The organism is Pseudoalteromonas sp. S16_S37 (assembly GCF_014694405.1).
GTDB lineage: Bacteria > Pseudomonadota > Gammaproteobacteria > Enterobacterales > Alteromonadaceae > Pseudoalteromonas.
Genome location: NZ_JAAUWV010000117.1, coordinates 1 through 2,812 on the forward strand (window position 1 = coordinate 1; position 2,812 = coordinate 2,812).

At 40.7% G+C, this 2,812-nt stretch carries 3 protein-coding genes; 2 read left to right on the forward strand and 1 reads right to left on the reverse strand.

What is annotated here, in order from left to right:
* The coding region (locus HC733_RS21900) for an integrase core domain-containing protein (RefSeq protein ID WP_190367098.1) at nucleotides 1-231 on the forward strand (231 nt) is incomplete at its 5' end.
* A gap of 251 nt (nucleotides 232-482) precedes the next feature.
* Nucleotides 483-1,832: a hypothetical protein gene (locus HC733_RS21905; RefSeq protein WP_190367099.1), complete on the forward strand. Its 1,350-nt coding sequence runs from the start codon at nucleotides 483-485 to the stop codon at nucleotides 1,830-1,832.
* 615 nt (nucleotides 1,833-2,447) lie between these two features.
* Here HC733_RS21905 and HC733_RS21910 read toward each other — a convergent pair.
* Complete coding sequence (locus HC733_RS21910; protein WP_190367100.1) at nucleotides 2,448-2,651, reverse strand: hypothetical protein; 204 nt, start codon at nucleotides 2,649-2,651, stop codon at nucleotides 2,448-2,450.
* Nucleotides 2,652-2,812 lie beyond the last annotated feature (161 nt).

Genomic DNA, 2,812 nt, shown 5'->3' on the forward strand with positions numbered 1-2,812 from the left:
CGGGCCAGCATGGGAGATGTGGGTGCTTGTTGGGATAACGCTGTTGTAGAACGCTTCTTCGGCAGCTTAAAGCATGATTGGTTGTTGAAAGTGCCTCAGCCAACACGTGAATATATGAGAACAGACGTAGCCGCGTATATGCGCTATTACAATTTAGAAAGACTGCATACTGCTAACGGTGATTTATCGCCAGCGGAGTATGAACTAAATTCCTTAAGGAAAGTGTCCTGATTTAGTTGTGCAGAACAGTGTGAGCCGATTGAGCCAAACTCAACAGGTACAGTCACAGCTTTTAATGGTCAATGGTTCCAAGCAGGTGTACAGGTATCTATTGTTCACCGAGTGGAAGCAACGGGTAGTTTTCATTATTTAGAGCCAAATAGAGAAGAAAGCGTTACTTTCCACTATACTTCTGACTAATTAGTCGCAGCCCCTTTTGTATTAAAAGGGGCAACGTATGGCATATACAAAGGATAGTAAATATGGACATATCAACTACTAAATGGCATTCAAGTTCGAGCATAACGTCTAAAACAGCACACAAAGCTTACGCTGTTACAAGCCAAAATAACGTAAACACGTCTAACGTATCTATATCCCCACTCGCACTTAAGTTAAAAACAGCGCAAGAAGCCATTGATAAGGCCCAGTTAAATAATCAAGCTATGTCTTGGCATAGTGATAAACAAACAAATCAAAAGCATGTGGCAGCTGCAAAATGGGAGTTTGAACACTTATCCAAAGCCCAGTTGGAAACAGTCGCACTAGACCCAAGCAAAACCTTTTCACAAGCTGAGAAAGTAGCCGCGTATGAACGCTGGCACGTATTGGACCAAGCACAGTTATCAGATATGCAACGACAAAGTTTAAACAAAGGAGCGACCTCAGATACAAAAACAATGTTTGAGGCTAGCTTAAATGCGCATATAGAGTCGTTTTCAGCGCTTGCTAAAGAAATGATTAGCAGCAACTATGAGATGCAAGCCAAATCGCAGTTTGATACCGCTTTGAAAGAGCTGCATAACTCAAGCAAAAATGGCCAAAGCCAATATGAGCACTATTATGCCGTTATGGTAAACGACTTGTTTGAAGGCAAAGAGCCAGCAATTATCGGCGGTGTAAACGGTATGTCTCATGCCAATGTACTCAAAAACCCAATTGAGTTTTTAACCCAAGAAGATCGAGATTTGCTCACTCAAATGTATCAGTACGCAGATCATAACGAAGTAGACTTTAAATATATTCAAAGGCTAGCAAGTGATCTTGGCAATTACAGAAAACATGATGATGGTAAGTTGCTTGGCAATTTTAATGAGGGGCACTTTGATGCACAGGGTCGTCAGCTAAGTGTTGAATTTACCGATAGGGATAAAACAACCGTTGACAGCCTTCTTGCCACGCAAAGCCGCGCTTCATCAGCATTAGACAAGGGGTTTCTCTCGTTTATGACTGACCCAGGGCGTGGAGGCATATCGCATATGGGCAGTTACCAATTTTTACACCATATGGTAGAGGTGACAGCTGGCGAGCAAACAAGCGTTTCTGCAGATACATTCAACAAATATGTCAGTGCTTCTGCTAATGACGATCGTTATGTACTAAGCGCTTCAAAAACGAGCACGATAGAATTTGAGCCAGATGTTGTGTGTAAAAATGGGCACTGTGAAGTCACAGAAAAAGGCCAAAGCAATGGTGTAACCATCACCCCTGAAGCGGGTAATTCAGCGCCAGCGATGGACCTTAAGTCAGCGGCACTGGAGTCGATAATTCAGCTTCGCAAGCATGAAAAAACACAAGAAAACATATGGTACCAATGGCTTGCTAACGATTGATGTGGTGCTTTTTGGTATCACATCATCGCTTGTTTTACTTTAAAAGAATGGGAATTAGTACAGATTAGTATAGTTTTGAGTGCTATTAATAAAACTTACACTACAAACAACAAGAAATGGAGTTTGTAGTGACTTACAAATTTATAGTAAAAGACCTACTAATTTAAAAATTTTCAGATAGAACAATTTGTTAAATGCCATTTGTTTTGGTAACTGTAGTACTCTTATTACTATATGAAATCGCTTGTCAGATTAAGCTATCATCATATGCGTTCGCATTGCGAACGTTTAGCTCTAATTCTAAGTTCTTTATAAGTTAATAGTAATATTCTCAGGCCGACCTATTTGGGAGTCGTACATTGTCTCTGTAATGCCAATATCTGGGATTTCCTAATCGACCTGCTCCACAGGCATGGATGACGGCCCCTTACTGATCACTCCCACAACCCGTAGTGGCCAAAAGTATTGACTACTACTCTTTTGGGTTTGTTAGAAACGTAAAAAGGGACCGCAAAGATCCCTTCTCTGTTGTAGAGTCTTTTGGTTAACAAACCTTAATGTAAGCAATCAGAGTCTACTTCTAGATTTTGAGCCACCTTTTTGCCAGATACAACTTTACCAGTCACCTTCGTTTTTGCTAGAGCCTATTGATGCTAAAATTTCATCGCCAAATTTTAGTAAGACTGGCTTAATTGCATCCATATCTGCTTTGGAGTTTATAGGACCATCGTATGCAGGGCTTGAAATACCAGCGCTATATGACGCAGGCCACGACAGTTTTATGTTCGAAAAGCTGATTCTGAATTTTTGATCTTTCATGTCAACACGCATAGTGAACGGGACTTTCCAGTCACTCTTAGCTAGTCGATTCTGAAAAACTCGGTTTTTCAAAAAACTGAGGTTGTTCAATTTGGATTGCTATCTTTAGATTCGGTTAACCATCTAACGTTATTGTTGTTGATTTTCACGTGCCAATGGCG

Bases quoted from the DNA above. Each gene is read 5' to 3' on its own strand.
- HC733_RS21910 (WP_190367100.1), bottom strand. From the start codon at position 2,651: ATGAAAGATCAAAAATTCAGAATCAGCTTTTCGAACATAAAACTGTCG.
- HC733_RS21905 (WP_190367099.1), top strand. From the start codon at position 483: ATGGACATATCAACTACTAAATGGCATTCAAGTTCGAGCATAACGTCT.